This window comes from Mesorhizobium sp. M1088 (assembly GCF_040318575.1).
GTDB lineage: Bacteria > Pseudomonadota > Alphaproteobacteria > Rhizobiales > Rhizobiaceae > Mesorhizobium.
The window spans coordinates 1-18,136 of record NZ_JAMYMO010000021.1; the positions used below are offsets into that span (position 1 = coordinate 1).

An 18,136-nucleotide genomic window follows, 5' to 3' on the forward strand; every position below is an offset into this window, starting at 1 on the left:
GGCGCTCTGCCTCTTCCTTGGCGATGCCATATCGCTCCTGGATACGCCCCAAGAGCTGGTCCCGGTTGCCCTCGATCCGATCAAGATCATCGTCGGTGAGGTCTCCCCACTGCTCTTTCGCCTTGCCTTTGAACTGCGTCCATTTTCCCTTGATTTGATCCCAGTTCATATGTTCCTCCTTGCTTCCTGGGCCCGCACTGAAGCGGAGCGCGGACCGATCAGCATTCGATCTCGGTAATGCATGAAGATTAGCAGCCGCTAAAGGTTCCGGTGCCGGCGCAAAAAGCCCGCCGTGCCCGTGCCTGACTGCGAGCTGATGTTGATGATGTCCGGAGCTTGATGCTCTTTCGCGGCACTATCTTATGCCGTTGAAGGCGCTGACCTTCTTGCCGGTTGGCCTTGGCTGGCAAGCCTCGAAAGGCTACCCGGCAGCATTGTTCTGTCCTTGCCGATCATCAGCACGCCGCTGTCGGGCGCCAACAGTGCCGAGAACGGCAGCATCGCCGCGCCGATCGGCGAGGCCTCGGGGCCGAATTGTCCCGAGACGATTTCCGGCGCCACGATGCCGATGGCGCTGATCCTGTTGAACTGGGTCTGCACCTTTGCCAGCAGCTCGAGATGGATCGGCCGCGGCAGGATGCTGTCGAGGACGATCGCCTCGATGTCGATGACGGAGGTGATGGCGATGATCGCCTCGACCAGCGCATTGGCGCAATCGTCGATCCATTCGGACAGCGGTTCGCGCGCCCCTGGCGGCAAGGGGTCGAGTTCGCGCACGCGGTTGATCTCGATGCCGCGCGATTTGAGATGATTGACCAGCACATAGATCGAAGCGCGATGCAGCAGGCTCTGGTAGCGCGCCGGCTTGGCCGCCACCGAATCGAGGCTTGAAGGCGAGACCGGCAAAGGACCGAGCGCGGCGCTGTTGCCGTGCGGCCCGGTGTGGACCTTGCCGCCTTGCACCAGTCCGCCGCCGACAAAGGTGTCGATCGAGATATGCATGAAGTCGCGGAACCGCGCGCCGGTCCCCTGGATGAGCTCGGCGAGTGCGGCCGATGACGCGTCGTTTTCCACGAAGACCGGGGTCTTCGGCTTTGTGGCGAAAAATGTCGTCAGATCGATTGCTTCCCAGCGGCTGCCGAGGTCGTCGGGAAAGCCGAGTTCCTCGCTCCAGCCGCCGAGGAAATATGGCGAGGCGATGCCGACGCCGACGATGCTGGCATCGCCAAGCCCCTCGACCAGCTTGTCGAAATTGGCCAGCGACATGTTGCCGGCCTTGAGCACCATGTCGGGATCCGGGAAGCGATATTCGTGCGACTCGCGCGAGCGGACCTCGCCGGCAAAGTCGACGAGCACGGCTTCCAGCGCGCGCCGGCCGATCTTGATGCCGACGCTGTAGATACGCTCAGGTGCAAGTCGGTAGAGAGTGGACGGCGATCCGCGTTGCCCGAACCTTTTTCCCACTTGCTTTACGAATCCGGAAGATTCCAGCCCGTCGACAATGGTGGCGACCGCGGCCGGCGTCAGATTTGCGGCGCGCGCCAGATCGGACTTGGATGCCTCCTTCAGGCGGCGAATGGCATCAAGCACGAAGCGCTCGTTATAATGCCGAACCTTGACCGAATTGCTGCCTTTTCCGGACAAAACCGGCGCCTCCCCATTCATTCCCGCAGAGCCACTCCATCCGCTTGCAGCTTTGAGGCTGCCGCGAGGTCGAGCACTCCAATCGCACCCGTGCGCGACGCGACAGTGCCCTTCGCGGCCATGGAAGTCAATTTTCCAGTTGCGGCATTCGGCCATTTAATATAGCAAATTGAAAAAACAGGCCAGGGAGGAAAGGTGCTGCACTTGGGCGCATTAGGCGAAGCCGACGCCATGGTGAAGAGCGACGCGGCTGTCCCCGTTGCCCTGGTTCAGGCGACAAAAGCCTTCGGCGGCACGATCGCCCTCAAGGACGCGTCCTTCGAATTGCGCTCAGGCGAGGTGCTGGCTCTGCTTGGCGAAAACGGCGCCGGCAAGAGCACTTGCGTAAAGCTGCTGGCCGGCGTGTATCTCCCGACCGGCGGCCATGTCGAAGTCGATGGCAAGCCTGTGGTCTTCCATTCGCCGCACGACGCCCGGGCTGCCGGCATCTCGGTCATGCACCAGCACCCCGGTCTTTTCCCTGATCTTTCGGTGGCGGAGAACATCTATCTCGGCCATATGCCACGCGACCGCTTCGGCGGCATCGACAACGCCGCCATGCTTGCCGGCGCGCGCAGGGTGCTGGCGACAGTCGGCCTCGACGTGCCGGCCGAAACCCGGCTCGGAACGTTGCGCACCTCCGAACAGCAACTGGTCGAGATCGCCCGCGCCCTGTCGCTCGACGCGCGGGTGCTGATCATGGACGAGCCGACGGCCGCCCTGTCGCAGCGCGAGGTCGAGCGGCTGTTCACCGTCGTCGCCGACCTGCGGCTGCATGGCGTCGCGATGATGTTCGTCGGCCACCGCATGGACGAGATCTTCCGCATCGCCGACCGCATCGCGGTGCTGCGCGACGGGCGCCTCATTGGCGTCAAGCCGAAGGCCGAGCTTGGCCGCGCCGCTGCCATCGGCATGATGGTCGGCCGCGAGGTCACCGACCTCTATCCGCAACGAAGCCACGCCACCGGCGCACTGGTGCTGGAGGCGAGGGGGCTTTCGCACGCCGGCGGCTTTTCCAATATCGACCTCAAGCTCCATGCCGGCGAGGTGCTCGGGCTCGGCGGCCTGGTCGGCAGCGGGCGGACCGAGATCGCGCGCGTGCTGTTCGGCATCGACCAGCCCGATGCCGGCGAAATCCTGATCGACGGCGAGGCAGTGCGCTTCGCCTCGGCGCGCGACGCCATGGATGCGCGCATCGCCTATGTCTCGGAAGACCGCATGGGCCAGAGCCTGGTGATGGATTTTTCCATCCTCGACAACGCTGTGCTGCCCGTCCTCGACAAGGCAGCCCGCTCCGGCTTCTACGGCACGAACCGCGCGATCAATCTGGTCTCGGACTGGCTGAAGCGCATGAAGCTTCGCTTTTCCGGCTACGCGCAGCCGGTAAAGGAACTGTCCGGCGGCAACCAGCAGAAGGTGGTGTTGGCCAAATGGCTGCGCACCGAACCGCGCGTCCTCATCCTCGACGAGCCGACGCAAGGCATCGACGTCGGCACCAAGGCGGAAGTGCATGCGATGATCGCCGACCTTGCCGCCCAGGGCATGGCAATCATCCTGATCTCCTCCGAAATGCCCGAGCTCATCGGCATGTGCGACCGCATCATCGTCCTGCGCGAAGGCCATCGGACGGCCGAATTTGCCAGGGGCGAAGCGACTCAGGAAAAGGTGCTGGAAGCAGCGACCAAGGCCGGCGAAAGCGCCGATGCGGCGGCACAGGCCGCCGGCGAGGCGAAGAGAAAAGGACCGCTCGACGTACTGAAGCGGCGGGAGTTCGGTCTGCTCGCCGCGATGCTGGCGGTCGCCATCCCCGTCACCATCATCAACCCGCGCATGGTGAGCGCTGCAAATCTGACCGCCGTGTCGATGGATGCCGCCCTGCTCGTCGTTGCAGCACTCGCGCAGATGCTGGTGCTGATCACCCGCAACATCGACCTTTCGATCGCTGCGGTGATCGGCCTGTCGGCTTACATGGCGGCCAGCATGGTCCAGGCCTATCCAGGGCTCGACATCGGCATTGGCCTGATAACCGCATGCGCCGTCGGTGGCGTCGCCGGCCTGATCAACGGCCTCGTCGTCACCAGGGGAAAGATCCCGGCGATCGTCGTCACGCTGGCCTCGATGTCGATCTTCCGCGGCTTCAACTCGATCTGGGCAGCCGGTGACCAGATCAGCGCCGACGAAGTAACGCAAGCCTGGCTCGACATGACCGGCCTGAAGATCGCCGGCGTGCCGCTGATCGTCATCATCGCGATCGTTATCCTGTGCCTGGGCTACGTGCTGCTCTATCGTACGGCGATCGGGCGCGAACTGTTCGCCGCCGGCTCCAATCCCGACGGCGCGCGTCTTATCGGCATCCCCGTCGACCGCCGCATTCTGTTGGCCTTTGGCATGGCCGGCCTGCTCGGCGGCCCGTGCGGCGCGCTGTGGGCATCGCGCTACGCGACCATTGATGCACGCGTCGCGCTCGGCTTCGAACTCACCGTGATCGCGTCGGCGGTGGTCGGCGGCGTCGCCATCCGCGGTGGTTCGGGCACACTGCTCGGTATCATCCTCGGCGCGCTCACGCTGCTCGTCATCAAGAACGGGCTGACGCTGGTGCGCGTCGACCCGCTGTGGCTGCAGGGCGTCTACGGCCTCGTGATCCTGGTCGCCATCGGCATCGACACCTTCATCGTGCGGCGGGCCGAGCAGGCAAGACAGGCGAGGGCGCGGTGAAAAAGTTCCTCCGTTCGATCGACTTCTGGGATCTGCTGCTGGCGACCTCTTGCTTGGCCATTTTCCTCTATGCCGCGATCTTCGTGCCGAATTTCGTTTCCGGCTTCAATCTCTCGCAACTGGCCGCCAGCGCCTCGGAAAAGGCATTGCTGATCCTGCCGATGACGCTGCTCATCATCACCCGCGAGATCGACCTGTCGATCGCCTCGGTGCTGGCGCTGACGTCCGTCGTCTTTGGCTTGCTGGTCCAGGCCGGTGTGCCGACACTTGCCGCAATCCCGTTGACGCTCGTCATCGGCGGCCTGCTCGGCGCCTTCAACGGCTATCTGGTCTTGGGCCTCGGACTGCAGTCGTTGGTTGTGACGCTCGGCACCATGGCGCTCTATCGAGGCATTGGCTACATCCTGCTCGGCACCGGCTCGGTCAACATCCTGCCGCCCGCGGTCGTCGATTTCGGCATCAACAACCTGCCTGGCACCGAGATACCGTGGACCATCGTGCCCTTCCTGGTGCTGGCGCCGGTGTTTGCGGTCGTGCTGCAGAAGACGCCGACCGGCAAGCGCATCTACGCGCTCGGCGGCAGCCCCGAGGTGGCGCGCTATTCCGGCATAAACACGCGCCGGATGGTGCTGAACCTGTTCGTCGTCTCGGGCGTCGTCGCGGCGATGGCCGGCATCGTCTATACCGCGCGCCTTTCCAACGCCCGCGCCAACAATGCGCTCGGCATGGAGCTCGACGTCATCACCATCGTGCTGCTCGGCGGCATCAGCGTCTTTGGCGGCAAGGGCCGCCTGACCGGCGTCATGCTGGCACTAGTCCTGATCGCCATCATCCGCAACGTGCTGGCGCTGAACCAGATCGGTGGCGACGCGCAGGGCATGATCATCGGCCTGCTTCTGATCGGCTCGCTGCTGATCGGCAATTACTGGCGCTCCACACAGGAGATGCTCAGCAGATCCCGCGCAATGCGCGAGACAAAGGGGTGATCTCGGGCCCCTTCCTTCAAGCCCGAATTTTGACGGAGGAGTCACAATGAAAGCGTTTAGATTAGCCCTGCTCGCATCCGCGGTTCTGCTTGCGCCAAGCTCGCTGGCCTTCAGCCAGGAGTGCGCCAAGGAACCCGTAACGGTCGGTTTCCTGCCCAAGCTCGACACGGATCCCTACTTCAAAGTGGCCTTTGGAGGCGCACAAGAGGCAGCCAAGGAAATTGGCGGCACCGCTACCCAGGTCGCCCCATCGCAGGCGACCGCCGAGGCGCAGATCGAATTCATCAACAGCCTTGTCTCGCAGAAGGTCGGAGTCATCGCAATTGCCGGCAACGACGCCAACGCCGTCGCGCCTGCGCTGAAGCGCGCCGTTCAGCAGGGCGTCAGGGTGATTTCGTATGACTCCGATGTGGCCGCCGATGCGCGTGCGGTGTTCGTCAATCAGGTGAAGGGCGACAGCCTCGCCGAGATGATGCTCGAAAGTGCATTCGCCCTCAGCGGCGGTGAAGGCGAATTCGCGATCCTGTCGTCGACGCCGACGGCGACCAACCAGAATGCCTGGATCGACTTCATGAAGGCGAAGATGGCGGCCGAGCCGAAGTTCTCCAAAATGAAGTTGGTGCAGGTGGCCTATGGCGAAGAAAGCGAACAGATCAACCAGCAGCAGGCATTGGCGCTGGTCCAGGCGTTTCCCGATCTCAAGGTGATCATCGTCCCGGCAGGCATCGGCCTTCCGGCGGCCGCGCGTGCACTCGAGGAAGCGGGCATGATCGGCAAGGTCAAGCTGACCGGCCTCGCGCCGGCCACTCTGATCTCGAAATACATCAAGGACGAAGCGGCTCAGGATATCTGGTGGAACGTCACCGATCTTGGCTATCTTACCTATCAGACGGCCCAGGCGTTTGCGCAATGCAAGATCACCGGCAAGGAGGGTGAGAAGTTCACGGCAGGCAGGCTCGGCGAATACACGATTGGCGCCGGCGGCGAACTGATCCTTGGTCCGGCCAAGATCGTAACTCCCGAAAATCTGGCCGAATTCAAATTCTGATCCTGTAGGGCTTGAGTTCTAGGGGGCGCCGGTCCATCCGGCGCCCTTCCTAAAAACCTCTCGAATGAAACAGTGCGGGGCGGCAATGAAGATATTGCTTGCAGGCGAAACCTTTGCAGCGACGACCTCGGTTGCCATCGGCAGCGACGTGCTTACAAGTGCGACCTCGACAAATGGCGCGACGGCCTTCAATGCCGCGCTGACCACTGAAGGCATCGCGGTCACGCAGATCGGCGGCGAGCGTTGCAGCGCGGAGTTTCCCTATGACCTCGATGGGCTCGCCCGATATCAGGCGGTGGTGATCTCCGATGTCGGCGCCCTGACATTGCTGGTGACGCCGGATGCCCGCACCGGGCGTGTCGGCGTCAACCGCCTCGATGTGCTCAAGGCCTATGTCGAAGGTGGCGGCGGGCTGATGCTGGCCGGCGGTTACATGGGCTTTCAGGGCATGTTCGGGACGGCGCGTTTCCACGACACCCCGGTCGAGGACGTTCTGCCGGTCCGTTGCCTACCCTACTGCGACGGCATGGAGGTGCCGCAAGGCCTGCAGGCCTCGATCCTGCAGTCGTCACATCCGATTTTTTCCGGGGTGGAGGGGCCTTTGCCGCCGATTCTCGGCATGAACAAGCTGGAATTCAGGCGCGACGGTTCGTCCCGGCTTCTGGCGACCTGCCACCATCGCGGCACCGACTGGCCGCTCCTTGCCGTCGGTAGCCATGGCCGCGGCCGCACGATTGCCTGGGCAACCGATATCGGCCCGCATTGGCTCTCGCAGAATTTCCTCGCGTGGGCGTTCTACGGAAGACTGATGGCGAATATCGTCCGTTGGCTTGCCGGCAATGAATGAGGAAGCCGGACACTAGGTTTGACCCAGTGCGGTTGTCCTGGCGCGGCCGATGCCGCGCGAGGCGCCGGTGACCAGCACCACCTTGTCGGCCAGGTCGAATTTCGGCGTGAACTCATTTGCCATGCAATTCCACCTTGTTCTTCAAATCGGACCGGCTGCCATGTCGAACCGAATAGGCTCGCGTGAATTCGGCGCCCAGCAGAAATATCTCCGCTGAATAATAGACCCATAACAGCACGACGAGCAGGGCGCCGGCTGCGCCGTATGATGATGAGATGGCGCTGGTTCCGATATACCAGCCAATCAGCGACTTGCCGATGGTGAACAGAAACCCGGTGACCGCGGCGCCGATGCCGACATCGCGCCATTGCAGGCTGCGGTCCGGCAGCACCTTGTAGATTGCGGCAAACAGCAGTGTGATCAGGGCAAACGAGACGATCCCGTTGATGGCGCTCAGGATGATGGTGCCGAACGGCAGGTAGGCGTTGATGACCTCTCCGAGCGCCGAAATTGCAGCGCTTACGACCAGCGACACCAGCAGCAGGAAACCAAGCGCGGCGACCAGGCCCAGGCTTGCAATGCGTGCCCGCACCATTCGTGAAATCGTGGCCCCGCTCGGTTTGACTTTCCAGATTTCGTTCAGCGCCAGCTGCATTTCGCCGAACACGCCGGATGCGGCGACGAACAGCGTGACCAGCCCCAGAATGCTGGCAAGGGTTCCCGCTTCCTTCTGCGAGGCGTTCTCGATCGTCGCCTGCAGCAGCTCGGCACTTTGCGGCCCCATCAGGCCAGCAATCTGTGCCGAAAGGGCGAGTTGCGCCGCCTCGTGCCCGAAGGCCATACCGGCAATAGCGACAACGATGAGCAGGATCGGCGCAAGCGAGGTCGTGGCATAAAACGCTATCGCCGCCCCATGGCTCAGCGCATTGTCGTCGATGAAGCCAAGGATGCTCTGCCTGAGGAGTGTCCAGGCCTCTTTCGCCACATCCCACATGTCCGCCTCGCATGCTCTCCATAAGCAAGTAGAGGAGGCGGAGCGATGGGCGAGAGGCCGAGAGGCCAGCGGGACAGGAGGGGGCGCGGAGCAGCATGACATTCCTGGCTCCCGTCCCCACCACAACAACACACCCTGCCCGAACACTTGCCACGCGCCGGCCATCATGATGCCATGTCAGTAGGGAAGATTGCGCCGTGGGTTCAGGGCTGGGCGATGCTTTTTCCAGGTGCAACAGGGCGCATAGGCGTGGCGTTTGCCGCGCTGCTTTTGTGCGCGCTGGTTCCGGCCTCGGCGGAAGAACCGAAGGCGCTTAAGGGCGTCGCGCTCGTCATCGGGCAGTCCGATTATGAGCATGTCGGCAAGCTGCCCAATCCGGAAAACGACGCCCGCGCCATCGAGGAGATGTTCGACAGGCTCGGCTTCGAAACCGATGTCGCGATCAATCGCGACGCGCGCAAATTGCGGCGCGACCTCGAAGGCTTCGTCGACGATGCCGAGGGTGCCGACGTCGCCATTATCTACTATTCCGGCCACGGCATCGAAGCCGGCGGCGTGAATTTCCTGGTGCCGGTCGATGCCGACATTACAGCGCTCGACGATGCCGGCGAGAAGCTGGTGCCGCTGTCATCGGTCGTGGCCGAGCTGAAGGCCAAGGTGCCGGTCACCATCGTGCTGCTCGATGCCTGCCGCAACGATCCGTTTCCACCGGGCACGCTGCTCAAACTGACGCCGGGCGAAGCGGGCAAGCCGATCGGCGCCGGCGGCCTTGGCTCAACCCGCAGTGTCGTGGCGCTGAACGGCAGAGCGCCGGCCAAGGGTTCGGCGGATGACAGCCTGGGCCAGGTCATCGGCTTTGCCGCCGAGCCCGGCAAGGTGGCGCTCGACGGTCCCGCAGACGGCAACAGCCCCTATGCGGCAGCCATATTACGTCACATCGACATGATGGGCGGCGAGGAATTCGGCACCGTGCTGCGCATGATCGGCGAGGAGGTCTATCTCAAGACCGGCGGCCGGCAGCGGCCGTGGGTCAATGAGAGCCTGCGCCGGCTGCTCTATTTCGGTACGCCCGCCGAGGTGCCGAAAGGCGAAGAGGGCGAGATACTCAGCGAGCGTCGCCGGCTGCTGGTGACGATCTCGACGCTGCCCGACCCGCAACGCCGCCAGATCGAGACGATCGCCCGCGACGGCGGCGTACCGATGGACACGCTCTACGCCATGCTGAAGACGCTGGGCACCGAGAAACCCAGGGACGCGGCCGAGCTCGACAAATTGCTGCGCGGCCAGACCGAGCGGCTGAAACAGGTGCTGGCCGAGCAGGCGACGCTGAAGAGCCAGGATCCGGAAATCGTGCGGCTTTCAAGACTGGCCGAGCAGGCGGTGCAAGAAGGCGCACTCGAAGCAGCGCAGAAAATCCATGAACAGGCCAAGGCCCGCGTTGGCGAACTGTCGAAGACCGTCGACCAGGCCGAAGCCGACCTCAAGGCGCGTCGTTTCGAGTTTGCCGAGGTTTTCGGCGACAGCGCCAAAACCTACGAAATTTCCTTCAGCTATCAGGCGGCAGCGCAGGACTATGCCAAGGCCTATGAGCAGGTCGAGAAATGGGACGACCATCAAGCCTGGTTCTACAAGGCAGCCGAGGCCCAGGCGCTCTCCGCGCACGGTTCTTTCTCTGGCGACAATGCCTTTCTGGTGCAGGCGGTCGCTGCCTATGAAATAGCGCTGACCTATGTGTCGCGCGAAAACAGCCCGCGGCAATGGGCTGCCACGCAAAACAATCTCGCCACCACGCTGTCGACGCTGGGCGAACGCGAGGCCGGTCGCGAAAACCTCGACAAGGCGGCTGCCGCCTTCGACCAGGCGCTGACCGTCTACACACGCGACGCCGATCCGGACGATTGGGCCTCGACGCTTGGCAATCTCGGCACCGTCTACTGGCGGCTCGGCCAGCGCGAGAATGGTATCGCACTGCTCGACAAGGCCGTCGCCTCCTTCCGCGCGGCGCTCGCGGTGCAAGCGGCGAAAAAAATGCCGCTCGAGTGGGCGGCGACCGAGAATAATCTCGGCATCGTGCTGTCCGAGATCGGTGAGCGCCAGGCCACGACCGACAGTTTCCGCGCTTCGATCGAAGCGCATCGCGCCGCGCTGACCGAATACCGCAGGAAGCGCGTCCCGCTCGACTGGGCGTTGAGCCAGGTCAATCTCGGCGCGGCCTTGTTTCGCCTTGGCGAGCGTGAAAAAGACGTGCCGACGCTTGAGCAGGCAGTGGCCGCCTATCAGGCTGCCACCGAGGAGATGACGCGCGAGCGCACCCCGGCGCAATGGGCGACGATCCAGAATAATTTGAGCTCGGCGCTGGAATCGATCGGCCAGATCAATGGCGACATCGCCACGCTTCAGCATGCTCGGGAGGCCGCAGAGGCCGCACTTACGGTCTGGACGCGCGAGCATGCGCCGGCGAGCTGGGCGAACGGCCAGTTGACGCTTGGCAATGCCTTGCAGCGCCTTGGAGCCAGGCAGGAAGGCAACGACGCGCTGCTCGAGGCGATCGCTGCCTATGAGGCCGCACTTTCTGAATATCCGCGCGAAAAGCTGCCGCTCGACTGGGCTTCGTTGAAGCAGAATCTAGGCTCGGTCTATGCGACGCTTGGCGATCGGGACACCGGCATCGACTATCTCCGGGAGTCGGCGTCCGCCTATCGCGAGGCCTCGCAGATCTATACCGCCGCCGCTGCTCCAATCGAGTTTGCTTCAATCGAGCACAGTCTCGGCAACGCTTTGTCGACCTGGGGTGACCGCGCCAACGACAAAGCGGTGCTGGAACAAGCGGTCGCCGCCTATGGTGCAGCGCTCACCGTGCGAAGCAAGGACAGCGCCCCGAAGGACTGGGCGAAGACGCAGTTCCGGCTGGGTGCAGCACTTTCCATGCTCGGCAAGGCCAATGGCGGTCCGGACGAGGCGCTCCAGCGCTCGGCGGCGGTCTATCGTGCGGCGCTCGAGGTGCAGAGCCGTGACAGCGATCCTGACGCCTGGGCGGCAACGCAATGGGGCCTGGGCCACGTGCTCCTGGTGTTGGGCGACCGCACGCAGGACGGCGAAGCGTTCCGCCAGTCGGCGACGGCGCTAGAAGCGGCGCTGCCCTTCTACGACCTCGCCACGGTGCCGGAAGATCACGCCCAGCTGCAGAACGAACTAGGCACTGCCTATTACTACCTTGCCGGCAGCGCCAATGACCCATCGCTCTACCAGAAGGCGGCCGCGCATGAAAAGGCACTGGCCGTCTATGTTACGTTGCCCGACCGCTCGCTCTGGGCCTCGGTCGAAGGCGACCTCGGCAATGCCCGCATGATGCAGGCAAACGCCAGCTCCGATCCGGACGCCATGGCCAAGTCTGTTCAGGCCTATGAGGCGGCACTGACGGTGATGAGCCGCGACAGGGATGCCGACGAATGGCTGCGCAACCAGGCAAACCTGGCCAGCGCGCTGTCGACGCTGGGCTACTGGCGCGGTGACGTCGCGCTGCTGAAGCGCTCGGCCGGCATCTATCGCTCGATCCAGAGCGTGCGCACGCGCGACCGCGCCCCCGAACCCTGGGCCAGCACGCAGGCAAGCCTGGCCAATGTGCTTGGCATGATCGGCGCGAAAGAGCCTTCGCCGGCTTTGTTCGCCGAAGCGGTCGCCGTCAATCGGGCGCTCGCAGACGAGGTCGGCCGCGACCGCGACCCCGACCGCTGGGCGAGCCTGCAAAACGAGATCGGCTATCAGCTGACGCTCGCCGGCCGCGCCGAAAACAACGTCGCCAAATTCGAGGAGGCAGTGCCGATCCTGCGCGAGGCGATCGCTGTGCAGAAGAAGATCGGTTCGGTGCCGGGCGTCGCCTTCACCGAGGACAGCCTGTGCGATGTGCTTACCGATCTGGGTGCTGCCCGCAAGCAGAAGGCAATGGTCGAGGAAGCGATAGGCGCCTGCGAGCATGCGCTCGTCATCTTCAGTGAGCGCAAGATGGACGACCTTGCCGCCGGCTCCGCCAAGAACCTTGCCGAGGCAAAAGCCTTGCTGGCCGAATTGCAATAGCGCACAGGAAAAGGTGGCCGCGGCCGGTTTCGATTGGCAATGGGTTGCCGTTCCCTGCTATTCCCGCTTCATAATGCATGTCGCCCAAAAGTGTGCCGCGGTTTTGGGACAACGACATGCATAAAAACAAAGACTTAAAGCAGTGGACGTTCCAGTATGACCAATGTCGCCTTGACCGGGCTTGCCCGCGATCTTGCCAAGCGCGCCGCGGAAGGCCGCCCGGTGCGCATCGGCGTTATCGGTTCCGGCGAGATGGGCACCGACCTGGTGACGCAAGGCATGCTGATGCCGGGCATTTCGGTTTGCGCGATCTCGACGCGCCGCCCGCATACGGCGCGTGACGCCATCCGCATTGCTTATGGCGATCAGGCGATGGCAGCCGAAGCGGACAGCGCTTCGAAGGTCAGCCAGGCGATCGAAAGCGGCAAGATCGCCGTCACCTCGAACGAAATGCTGGTCACCAATCCGCTTATCGATGTCGTCATCGATGCCACCGGCAAGCCCGGCGTCGCCGCCGATTTTGACCTGATGGCGATGCAGCACGGCAAGCACCTGGTGATGATGAATGTCGAGGCCGACGTTACCATCGGCTGCTATCTAAAGCAGCAGGCCGACCGGCTCGGCGTCGTCTATTCGGTCGGCGCAGGCGACGAGCCGTCGAGCTGCATGGAGCTTATCGAGTTCGCCTCGGCGCTCGGCTACACCATCGTCTCCGCCGGCAAGGGCAAAAACAACCCTCTCAACCACGACGCCGTTCCCGCCGACTACCGCGAGGAGGCGCTGCGCCGCAACATGAATCCGCGCATGCTGGTCGAGTTCGTCGACGGCTCGAAAACCATGGTCGAGATGTGCGCCATTGCCAACGCCACCGGGCTGGTGCCCGACGTTCCCGGCATGCACGGCCCCAAGGCCGATCGCGACGAGCTGGTCAAGGTGCTGATCCCGCGCGAGCAGGGCGGCATTCTGTCGAAGAAGGGAGTCGTCGACTACACCGTCGGCAAGGGCGTGGCGCCCGGTGTCTTCGTCATCGTCGAGGCGACGCATCCGCGCATCATCGAGCGCATGGACGATCTGCATATCGGCCACGGTCCCTATTACAGCTTCTTCAGGCCCTACCATCTGACCTCGCTGGAAGTGCCGCTGACGGCCGCTCGCATCGCGCTTTACGGCAAGCCCGACATGGTGCCGCTGCCGCGGCCGGTGGCCGAGGTCTGCGCGGTGGCCAAGCGGGATCTTGCGGCAGGCGAGGTTTTCGATGCGATCGGCGAGACCTGCTACCGCTCCTGGACCATGACCGTCGAACAGGCCCGCGCCCATCGCGCCGTGCCGGTCGGTCTGCTCGAAGGCGGCAAGGTGCTGAAACCGGTGAGGAAAGGCGAATTGCTCACCGCCGACAGTGCCGCGCCCGACCCGACGACCAGGCTGTTCGCCTTGCGCCGGCTGCAGGACGAGATGCTGTATGGGAATCTTGGCGATGGCTGAGGTTCGTGAATCCGAGTTGAAGCGGGAAAATGGACGCCTTTCTCTGGCAGAGCGGCTCGCGGCCATTGCCGATGATCTCAAAGCCAAAGCCGGCAAAGACGGGCGGCCCCTGAACAAGGACGAGATCGACGACTTGTGGGGACATCGCTGATATCTGTCGACATTCTAGGCTATCGCGATTTTGATGTCGGCAGGACAGTGGAGGGCGCGAAGGAACGCCGCGTAACGGCTTTCTACCGGTAGCTAATGCCGAAAGGAACGGTCGACCGTCACCGCCGACCGGCTCCCCCAGAAGCCCTACCTCCCCAGCTCGATAGACCGCAGCCGCGCCGCTTCCACCGCCTCGGTGAGCAGGCGCGTCAGCCGGTCCTCGCCCATCAGTACTGCAAGGGCCGCAGCCGTGGTGCCGTTGGGGCTGGTCACCTGCTGCCTGAGCACGCCCGGCTCCTCGCCGCTTTCGGCGGCCAGCGATGCGGCGCCGTAGACCGTCTGCATGGCCAAGAGCTTGGCAGTCCCGGTCGGCAGGCCGGCTTTCTCGGCGGCCACGGTCAGCCCTTCGATGAAATGGAAGATATAGGCCGGCCCCGACCCGGAGACTGCCGTCACCGCATCCATCAGGGCCTCGTCGTCGATATCGGCCACTTGCCCGCTTGCCGAAAGCAGGTCGGCGACGAAGCGTTTGGTTTCGTCGGAAACCAGCCTGTTGGAAAACACCACCATCATGCCCTTGCCGATCGCCGCCGGCGTGTTGGGCATGCAGCGCACGATCGGCGCGCGGTCGCCGAGAATACCTTCAAACGTGGCGACCGGTGTCCCGGCCGCGATGCTGAGGAAGGTGGTCCGGCCATCGTTGAAGCGGATGTAACCAGCCGTCACGTCGCGGATCACCTGCGGCTTCACCGCAATGACGACGAGAGCCGGCACGGCGTCAGCCGGGATGGCGCCGGCATCGGCGCCAACACCGCAGCCCAGTGCTTCGGCACGCTTGCGCAAGTCGGCATTGGGCTCGACCACGAACACCGCAGTCGCAGCGAGCTTGCCGGCTTTCAGCCAGCCCGAGAGCATGGCGTAGCCCATATTGCCGCAACCGGCGAGAACAAGCCTGATCGTCATCGAAAGCCTCCCATAGAGATGGCTTCCCCATAGACGTTCGCGGCAGGGCGGGGAAGCCCTATTGGGACCGTGATCGGGCGGAAACCCCGACCTTGCGGTTGGGATGCGCATGTAGTCGCGCAGTCGCGCGGCGACCAAATTAACCTTTTATTTCCTATGCCTGTTTAGCATCGCTTAAGCAGTGGCGGTCGCTACGTCCCAGCCCGAGGGGAAGGCTCCAGAAACCATGGCTTATAGGAAAAATCGTGAACACTGGAGGAACGAGCAGTCCTTGCTGTCACTCGTCGAGGCGGTGCGCGGCGAGGACGAAGCATCGCTGGTTTCGCTAGAGGACCGCGCAGGCCCGTCATGGCGCGAGGATGCCGCCACACGCCATCGTCTTGCCCGCTCGCGCCGCGAAGCGCGTGCCAGTCCGATCCTGTTGGCAGCCGCCGGCATAAGCCAGCCCGATCCTGATGAGCCAAAGGCTGGCACCATACTGATGGAAGAGGCTGCAGCTGCCGATGGGTTTTTCGACCCCGCTGGCTCCCTTGGCGGCCCCGATGCCGGTTCCGCCGATCACGCAGCATACCGGGCAGCGCCGCCTCCCGCTCAGCCGGTCGAGGTCGCGCGTACCAAACGTTCTGGTCCGATCGGTGCCGTGTTGTCGGCGCTGAGCCGGCTCATGCCTGGCAGAGCGCCGGAGGAGATGGCGTCCGGTGAGACTTCCGCCGCGACAAATTCCACCGCAGCGATGCCACCTGCGTTCCACCCGCAGCCGCTCTATGCCGATCGGGCACCTTATCCGCAGCAACCCACGCCGCCGCATTCGGCCCATACTCAGGCCTGGTCGAGGAAGGCAAATCAGGCCTCGGAAGCCGCCGATCAGCAAAGCCAGATCGAGGAAATCCGCGTCAGCCTGCGCGAATTCCGCGAGGCGGTTCGCGAGCTCACCGAAAACCGCGCGCGCCGCCGCTATTTCTGAGCGTCGAATAAAACATGCCGGTTTCGAGTTAACGGCATGGGACGGCGCATTGACGGGATTGCCCGGCTCGATTTTCGTGAAAATGCCGCGCTGCAGTCCGCCCGCAGCGCATGGTTCTGGGCAACGGCCTGCATAAAAGATATCTGGAGCGCGCCGCATGGATGTTTTAACGCGGCAGGCTTACGCGATAGGCGTCGAGGGTGGTTCATGGCTGAGTTGATTGACGGAAAAAGCGTCGCCGAAGACGTGGTGCGGCGGGTCAAGGCCCTGACCGCCGAGCTGGCGGAAAAGGGCGGACGGCAGCCCGGTCTCGCCGTGGTCATCGTCGGCGAGGATCCGGCGAGCCAGGTCTATGTCGCCTCCAAATCCCGCACCGCCAAGGAATGCGGCTTCCATTCGGTTCAGCACACGCTGCCGGCCGAAACCTCCGAGCCGGACCTGTTGAAGATCATCGGCCAGCTCAACGCCGATCCGGCCATCAACGGCATCCTCGTGCAGCTTCCGCTTCCCGGCCATATCGATTCCGGCAAGATCATCCAGACCATCGCGCCGGAGAAGGATGTCGACGGCTTCCACTTCATCAATGTCGGCAAGCTCGGCACCGGCGAACTCGAGACCGCCTTCGTGCCTTGCACGCCGGCCGGCTCGATGCTGCTGATCGAACGCGTGCGCGGCAAGGACCTGTCCGGTCTCAATGCGGTCGTCGTCGGGCGTTCGAACATCGTCGGCAAACCGATGGCCAATCTTCTGCTTGCCGCCAACTGCACCGTCACCATCGCACACAGCCGGACCAGGGACCTGCCGGCGCTTGCCCGCACCGCCGATATTCTGGTTGCAGCCGTCGGCCGGCCTGAAATGGTCCGCGGCGACTGGGTCAAGCCTGGCGCCACCGTCATCGATGTCGGCATCAACCGCGTCGCCGCACCTGAAAAGGGCCAAGGCAAGACGCGCCTCGTCGGCGACGTCGCCTTTGCCGAAGCAGCGAAGGCGGCCGGCGCCATCACGCCGGTGCCTGGCGGCGTCGGGCCGATGACCATTGCCATGCTGATGGCCAACACGCTAGCTTCCGCCTATCTCGCAGCCGGATTGAAACGGCCTTCCTTCTGACCAGAAAGCAGCGTCCTTGCCGAACCTCACTGTTCCCTTAGAACGGCCGGTCACCAATGATCCCGTTCAGGGCGGGCGGCAGTTCGGGTTTCTGTTGGTCGACAAGTTCTCCATGTTCTCGCTGGCCGCGGCAATCGACACGTTCCGGTCGGCGAACCGGCTGCTCGGCCGCGATTTCTATGGCTGGACTACGGTGTCGGCCGACGGCGACGCCGTCATGGCGTCCAACGGCCTGCCGCTCAAGATCGACTACGCGGTTGCCGATCTGCCGCCGGTCGATATCCTGTTCGTCTCGGTCGGGCTGACGACGGAATTTCCCGGCAAGAGCAAGGTGCTGGCGGCGCTGCGCAGCTGGGGCCGGCGCGGCAATGCGCTCGGCGCGCTTTCGGTTGGCTCTTACCTGCTTGCCGAAGCAGGCCAGCTCGATGGCTATCGCTGCACCATTCATTGGGAAAACCGCGCCGGTTTCCTCGAACGCTTTCCGGACATCAACTGCACCGGCAACGTCTTCGAGATCGACCGCAAGCGCTACACCTGCGCCGGCGGCACCACATCGATCGACCTGATGCTGGAGATCGTGCGCGGTGATTTCGGCTCGAGCCTCGCCAATGGCGTCGCCAACCAGTTCCAGCATGAGCGCATCCGCTCGGCCGGGGACCGCCAGCGCGTCGGCCCGGAACGCGACCTGACCGGCAAGTCGGAGAAGCTGCGCCGCATCGTCGAGCTGATGGCCGACCATCTCGACGAGCCGCTGTCGGCGGTGCAGCTCGCCAAGTCGGCGGGCCTGTCGGTGCGCCAGGTCGAGCGCCTGTTCCTGCGCCATCTCAGCGTGACGCCCGGGCGCTACTATATGCGGCTTAGACTCGAGCGGGCGCGCGAACTGCTGCGCCAGACCAACATGCCGATCCTCGACGTGGCGATCGCCACCGGCTTCACCTCGCATTCCTATTTTGCCCAGAGCTATCGGCTCCAATTCGGCCGGCCGCCTTCCGAGGAACGCCGCACGACCTATTGAGGGTTGCACAGAGGTGGCGCAGCTTCGTACTCCACCCGGGCTTGTGTCGCGACGCAGCGTCAAATAGCTTTCCGGCGCCGAGCGGCGGCGACTGACGGGGGGATTTTT

14 protein-coding genes are annotated in these 18,136 nt (G+C 63.8%); 10 read left to right on the plus strand and 4 right to left on the minus strand.

Translation table 11 applies throughout. The annotated features are described in order from the left end of the window. Both NKH49_RS21725 and NKH49_RS21730 read right to left on the minus strand, forming a co-directional pair. A partial coding sequence (locus NKH49_RS21725) for a CsbD family protein (protein WP_352927822.1) occupies positions 1-169 on the minus strand: 169 nt, incomplete at its 3' end. Between the two features lie 191 nt (positions 170-360). Continuing rightward, positions 361-1,644, minus strand: a complete 1,284-nt coding sequence (locus tag NKH49_RS21730) for an ROK family transcriptional regulator (protein WP_352453632.1) — start codon at positions 1,642-1,644, stop codon at positions 361-363. Positions 1,645-1,839: 195 nt separating this feature from the next. On the opposite strand from NKH49_RS21730, the gene NKH49_RS21735 reads away from it, so the two are divergent. From NKH49_RS21735 to NKH49_RS21750, 4 genes are all read left to right on the plus strand, one after another. Continuing rightward, positions 1,840-4,398: an ATP-binding cassette domain-containing protein gene (locus tag NKH49_RS21735; protein ID WP_502907916.1), complete on the plus strand. Its 2,559-nt coding sequence runs from the start codon at positions 1,840-1,842 to the stop codon at positions 4,396-4,398. Next, the gene (locus NKH49_RS21740; RefSeq protein ID WP_352616629.1) at positions 4,395-5,384 is read left to right on the plus strand and encodes an ABC transporter permease; all 990 of its coding nucleotides are present in this window, start codon (positions 4,395-4,397) and stop codon (positions 5,382-5,384) included. The genes NKH49_RS21735 and NKH49_RS21740 overlap by 4 nt, the downstream gene beginning before the upstream one ends. Positions 5,385-5,430: 46 nt before the next feature. Further along, positions 5,431-6,432, plus strand: coding sequence for a rhamnose ABC transporter substrate-binding protein (locus NKH49_RS21745; RefSeq protein WP_023677420.1), 1,002 nt, complete (start codon positions 5,431-5,433; stop codon positions 6,430-6,432). 85 nt (positions 6,433-6,517) lie between these two features. Then, complete coding sequence (locus NKH49_RS21750) at positions 6,518-7,279, plus strand: glutamine amidotransferase (RefSeq protein ID WP_352616632.1); 762 nt, start codon at positions 6,518-6,520, stop codon at positions 7,277-7,279. Between the two features lie 112 nt (positions 7,280-7,391). On the opposite strand, the gene NKH49_RS21755 is transcribed toward NKH49_RS21750, so the two are convergent. Further along, positions 7,392-8,273: a YihY/virulence factor BrkB family protein gene (locus tag NKH49_RS21755; protein ID WP_352616634.1), complete on the minus strand. Its 882-nt coding sequence runs from the start codon at positions 8,271-8,273 to the stop codon at positions 7,392-7,394. Between the two features lie 216 nt (positions 8,274-8,489). Here NKH49_RS21755 and NKH49_RS21760 point away from each other — a divergent pair, with 216 nt between their 5' ends. The 3 genes from NKH49_RS21760 to NKH49_RS21770 all read left to right on the plus strand — a co-directional run bounded on the left by NKH49_RS21760 (position 8,490) and on the right by NKH49_RS21770 (position 13,980). Then, positions 8,490-12,347 (plus strand): caspase family protein, encoded by a 3,858-nt coding sequence (locus NKH49_RS21760; RefSeq protein WP_352927795.1) that lies wholly within the window; start codon positions 8,490-8,492, stop codon positions 12,345-12,347. Positions 12,348-12,503: 156 nt separating this feature from the next. Continuing rightward, positions 12,504-13,829 carry an NAD(P)H-dependent oxidoreductase gene (locus NKH49_RS21765; RefSeq protein ID WP_352616639.1) on the plus strand — a complete coding sequence of 442 codons (1,326 nt, stop codon included), beginning with the start codon at positions 12,504-12,506 and terminating at the stop codon, positions 13,827-13,829. Next, positions 13,822-13,980, plus strand: coding sequence for a hypothetical protein (locus NKH49_RS21770; protein ID WP_352616642.1), 159 nt, complete (start codon positions 13,822-13,824; stop codon positions 13,978-13,980). The genes NKH49_RS21765 and NKH49_RS21770 overlap by 8 nt, the downstream gene beginning before the upstream one ends. Positions 13,981-14,126: 146 nt before the next feature. Here NKH49_RS21770 and proC read toward each other — a convergent pair whose 3' ends face one another. After that, on the minus strand, positions 14,127-14,942 hold the full coding sequence (gene proC / locus NKH49_RS21775) for a pyrroline-5-carboxylate reductase (RefSeq protein WP_352616645.1): 816 nt from the start codon (positions 14,940-14,942) through the stop codon (positions 14,127-14,129). Positions 14,943-15,168: 226 nt separating this feature from the next. On the opposite strand from proC, the gene NKH49_RS21780 reads away from it, so the two are divergent. The 3 genes from NKH49_RS21780 (at position 15,169) to NKH49_RS21790 (ending at position 18,028) form a co-directional block, all read left to right on the plus strand. Further along, positions 15,169-15,906 carry a hypothetical protein gene (locus tag NKH49_RS21780; RefSeq protein WP_352616647.1) on the plus strand — a complete coding sequence of 246 codons (738 nt, stop codon included), beginning with the start codon at positions 15,169-15,171 and terminating at the stop codon, positions 15,904-15,906. A 207-nt stretch (positions 15,907-16,113) separates the two neighbouring features. Further along, positions 16,114-17,013 (plus strand): bifunctional methylenetetrahydrofolate dehydrogenase/methenyltetrahydrofolate cyclohydrolase FolD, encoded by a 900-nt coding sequence (folD, locus tag NKH49_RS21785; RefSeq protein WP_352616650.1) that lies wholly within the window; start codon positions 16,114-16,116, stop codon positions 17,011-17,013. Positions 17,014-17,029: 16 nt separating this feature from the next. Beyond that, positions 17,030-18,028, plus strand: a complete 999-nt coding sequence (locus tag NKH49_RS21790; RefSeq protein WP_254820541.1) for a GlxA family transcriptional regulator — start codon at positions 17,030-17,032, stop codon at positions 18,026-18,028. The last annotated feature ends 108 nt before the right edge of the window (positions 18,029-18,136 follow it).

Coding starts and splice junctions, on each gene's coding strand:
- NKH49_RS21770 (WP_352616642.1), top strand. CDS start 13,822: ATGGCTGAGGTTCGTGAATCCGAGTTGAAGCGGGAAAATGGACGCCTT.
- NKH49_RS21755 (WP_352616634.1), bottom strand. CDS start 8,273: ATGTGGGATGTGGCGAAAGAGGCCTGGACACTCCTCAGGCAGAGCATC.
- NKH49_RS21745 (WP_023677420.1), top strand. CDS start 5,431: ATGAAAGCGTTTAGATTAGCCCTGCTCGCATCCGCGGTTCTGCTTGCG.
- NKH49_RS21765 (WP_352616639.1), top strand. CDS start 12,504: ATGACCAATGTCGCCTTGACCGGGCTTGCCCGCGATCTTGCCAAGCGC.
- NKH49_RS21780 (WP_352616647.1), top strand. CDS start 15,169: ATGGCTTATAGGAAAAATCGTGAACACTGGAGGAACGAGCAGTCCTTG.
- NKH49_RS21750 (WP_352616632.1), top strand. CDS start 6,518: ATGAAGATATTGCTTGCAGGCGAAACCTTTGCAGCGACGACCTCGGTT.
- proC (WP_352616645.1), bottom strand. CDS start 14,942: ATGACGATCAGGCTTGTTCTCGCCGGTTGCGGCAATATGGGCTACGCC.
- folD (WP_352616650.1), top strand. CDS start 16,114: ATGGCTGAGTTGATTGACGGAAAAAGCGTCGCCGAAGACGTGGTGCGG.
- NKH49_RS21760 (WP_352927795.1), top strand. CDS start 8,490: ATGCTTTTTCCAGGTGCAACAGGGCGCATAGGCGTGGCGTTTGCCGCG.